Here is a 3,712-nt window from a genome sequence, read left to right as displayed (position 1 = left end):
CGGGCTGCGCGATGACGTGTTCATGCTGATCCTGTCGCTGCCGGTGATCTTCTACTCCGCGTGGATCTTCTTCGACGGCGCCTACCGGGCGCTGCGCGCGAAGACCCTCGACATGATGGTGCTCGTCGCGGTCGGAGTCGGCGCCGGCTGGCTGTACTCCCTCGCGGTCACCCTCACCGGCGGCGGTGAAGTGTTCTACGAAGCCGCCACGGTGCTTGCCACCTTCGTGCTGCTGGGGCATTGGGTGGAGATGCGCGCCCGCGGCGGCGCGAACGACGCCATCCGCACCCTCCTGGAGCTCGCACCCTCGCAGGCGGTCGTGATCCGTGACGGGCAGGAAGTCGAGATCCCCACCAGCGAGGTCGTCCCGGGGGATCTGATGCTGGTGCGGCCGGGGGCGAAGATCCCCACCGACGGTGTCGTGGAATCCGGAGAGTCCGAGGTGGACGAGTCGATGGTTACCGGCGAATCCATGCCGGTGGACAAAGCGCCCGGGTCGGAGGTGATCGGAGCGACCGTGAACACCGTCGGCACCCTCCGCGTCACAGCCACCAAAGTCGGGTCGGACACGGCGTTGGCCCAGATCGTGAAGCTCGTGCAAGAGGCGCAGAACTCCAAAGCCCCCGGACAGCGCCTCGCCGACCGGGCAGCGTTCTGGCTCGTCCTGGTCGCCCTGATCGGCGGCACCCTCACCTTCCTGGTGTGGCTGCTCGCCGGCGCTGCAATCCCGATGGCGATCCTGTTCGCCATCACCGTCGTCGTCATCACCTGCCCCGACGCCCTCGGATTGGCGACGCCGACGGCGATCATGGTCGGCACCGGGCTCGGCGCGAAACGGGGCGTGTTGTTCAAGAACGCCTCCGGGATCGAAACCGCCGCCCACATCGACACGGTCGTGTTCGACAAGACCGGCACCCTCACCAAGGGGGAGCCGGAGGTCACCGACTACATCCCCGTCGGCAGCGACGAGCTCGAGACCCTCTCCCTCGCGGTCGCGTTGGAGCGGGAATCCGAGCATCCTCTGGCGAAAGCGATCGTGAATTACGCCGACACCCGCGACATCCCCCGTCGCACCGCGACCGCGTTCCGAAACGTCACCGGGCAGGGCGCGATCGCCACCGTCGACGGTCGACAGGTCGTCCTCGGCAACCCGCGCCTTCTCACCGGAGAGGGGATCGACATCAGCGGGGTGCAGGCCGCTCAGCAGGACCTGGCTGGGTCCGGCCGCACCGCGATCCTGTTCGCCGTGGACGGGCAAGTCGCCGGGATCATCGGTCTCGCCGACGCACCCCGGGACACCGCAAAGACCGCGATCGACGCTCTCCACGAGCAGGGCGTCGAGGTCGCAATGCTCACCGGGGACAACAAGCCCACCGCCGACCGGATCGCCGCTCTCCTCGGCATCGACACCGTGATCGCGGATGTGCTCCCCGAGGACAAGTCCGCGAAGGTCGCCGAGCTGCAGAAGACGGGCAAGAAGGTCGCGATGGTCGGCGACGGCGTCAACGACGCCCCCGCCCTCGCCCAGGCCGACCTCGGCATCGCGATCGGCGCCGGCACCGACGTCGCCATCGAGACCGCCGACGTGGTCCTGATGCGCTCGGACCCGCTCGATGTTGCGATCGCACTCAAGATCGGCAAGGGCACACTGCGAAAGATGCGGCAGAACCTGGGCTGGGCCATCGGATACAACGCCGCCGCCCTCCCCATCGCCGCCGGCGTGTTCTACCCGGCGTTCGGGATCATGCTGTCCCCGGAGATCGCCGCCCTGTCGATGTCCGGTTCCTCCGTGATCGTCGCCGTCAACGCCCTCCTCCTCAAGCGGCTCCGCCTGCCCGCCCAGGCGCCCGCTGCGACGACCATGCAGAAGGAGCCCGAACATGCCTGACCGTCCGCTCTCTCCCACACCGTCCTCCCCGATGCTGCTGACCCGACGAGGTGTGCTCGGACTCGGACTGGGCGCCGTCGCGGCAGCCGTGCTCGCCTCCTGCACCCCCGCGCCGCAATGGGTGACACCCACCGGCGCAGCGGTGTCCGGCACGGAGAAGAACCGCGGCGGCACCGGCCGAGTCACCACCGTCGACCTCACCGCCGCCCCCACCACGCTCGACCTGGCCGGTACCGCCGCCGCCACCTGGGCGTTCGGAGGTATCCCCGCCCCGGTAATCCGGCTCACCGCAGGCGACACGCTGAAAGCGACCGTCCGCAACCAGCTCGACGCGGACACCTCCGTGCACTGGCACGGACTCGCCCTCCGCAACGACATGGATGGGGTCCCTCCGGTCACCCAAGCCCCCATCGCCCCGGGCGGACAGTTCGCATACGAGTTCGTCACCCCGCATCCGGGCACCTACTGGTTCCACCCCCACGTCGGCCCGCAACTGGACCACGGCCTCTACGGTGCGCTCATCATCGACGACCCGGACGAGAAGGTGACGTGGGACGACGAATGGGTGCTGATCCTCGACGACTGGCTCGACGGCGTCACCGCCACCCCGGACCAGGTCCTCACCGACCTCTCGAAGGGCATGGGCGGGATGGGCGGGATGGGCGACATGTTCATGCGGATGGGGAACCTGCTGATGGGCGCCACCTCCGACCTGCTCGGCGGCGACGCCGGCGACGTCTACTACCCGCACTACCTCATCAACGGCAAACCCAAAGCCGACCCCGCCCAATTCACCGGCACTCCTGGTGCCCGGGTGCGGATCCGTGTCATCAACGCCGGCAGCGACACCGCGTTCCGGTTCGCGATCGGCGGCCACACCCTGACGATCACCCACACCGACGGGTTCCCGGTGGATCCTGTCGAGGTCGACAGTGTCCTGATCGGGATGGGCGAACGCTACGACCTGCAGGTCACCCTGGACGATGGGGTGTTCCCTGTCGTCGCCGACGCGGAAGGCAAGCAGGATCGCGCGTTCGCGCTCGTTCGCACCGCCGCTGGCACGGCGCCGGCCAGCGACGTCGCCGTCGCCGAGCTCGGCACCGGCAGGGTCGGCACCGCTGCCGGACTGAGTGCGACCGCCTCCGTCACCCTGCACCAGGCGTCCCCCGACCGGGTCGTGCACCTCGCGCTGACCGGGGGGATGGAGGCGTACGACTGGGGGATCAATGGGCGCCGGTTCGACATGAACGACCCGTTGCGGGACGCGCACGCGGTCAGTATGGGGGAGCGGGTGCAGTTGCGGATCCGCAATGACACCGAGATGTGGCATCCGTTCCACCTGCACGGCCACACCTACCAGCACGCGAACGGCGGCCCCCGGAAGGACACCTCCATCATCCTCCCGGGCCAGACCCTGACAGTCGACTTCGACGCCGACAACCCCGGCCAGTGGGTCGCGCACTGCCACAACATCTACCACGCCGAGACCGGCATGACCACGGTGCTCGGATACCAGTCATGAACCGCGCGTTCACCCCCAGCACGGGAGGATGATCGCGCGGGCGATCGGACGGCGGCGGCGGACGTCAAGGCTAAGTGGACTTCCTACTCTTATGTAGGGATCTGCCATTTCGCGCGGAATCCTGCTGACGAAACTGCTGCCAATTAGCGTGGAATCCCCGAGTTCTCCGCCACCTTGACCGGGAACCTACAGGTGATTGTAGGTTCTCGGCGAAGATGGCGGATTCTTAGATGAAGTGGCGGACAAGTGGCGGATCCGAAAGATTGGTGAGAACGATGCGTGTAAGTGCCGTGTCGGTTCCT

General features: G+C 67.9%; 2 protein-coding genes. Both read left to right on the top strand.

Annotation, left to right across the window (positions count from 1 at the left end; genetic code table 11):
- Positions 1 to 1,888, top strand: a 1,888-nt coding sequence (locus BGO47_RS01860) for a cation-translocating P-type ATPase (RefSeq protein WP_292707942.1), incomplete at its 5' end; no start/stop codon positions are given.
- The gene (locus BGO47_RS01855; protein WP_292683158.1) at positions 1,881 to 3,410 is read left to right on the top strand and encodes a multicopper oxidase family protein; all 1,530 of its coding nucleotides are present in this window, start codon (positions 1,881 to 1,883) and stop codon (positions 3,408 to 3,410) included. The genes BGO47_RS01860 and BGO47_RS01855, both read left to right, overlap by 8 nt.
- The last annotated feature ends 302 nt before the right edge of the window (positions 3,411 to 3,712 follow it).

This window comes from Microbacterium sp. 67-17 (assembly GCF_001898325.1).
In the GTDB taxonomy this organism is placed as follows: domain Bacteria; phylum Actinomycetota; class Actinomycetes; order Actinomycetales; family Microbacteriaceae; genus Microbacterium; species Microbacterium schleiferi.
The sequence above is the reverse complement of the archived record's forward strand: the minus strand, read 5'-3'. Positions and strand labels throughout refer to the sequence as shown.

Excerpts from the sequence above, each read along its gene's own strand:
- BGO47_RS01855 (WP_292683158.1), top strand. The coding sequence starts at position 1,881 with ATGCCTGACCGTCCGCTCTCTCCCACACCGTCCTCCCCGATGCTGCTG.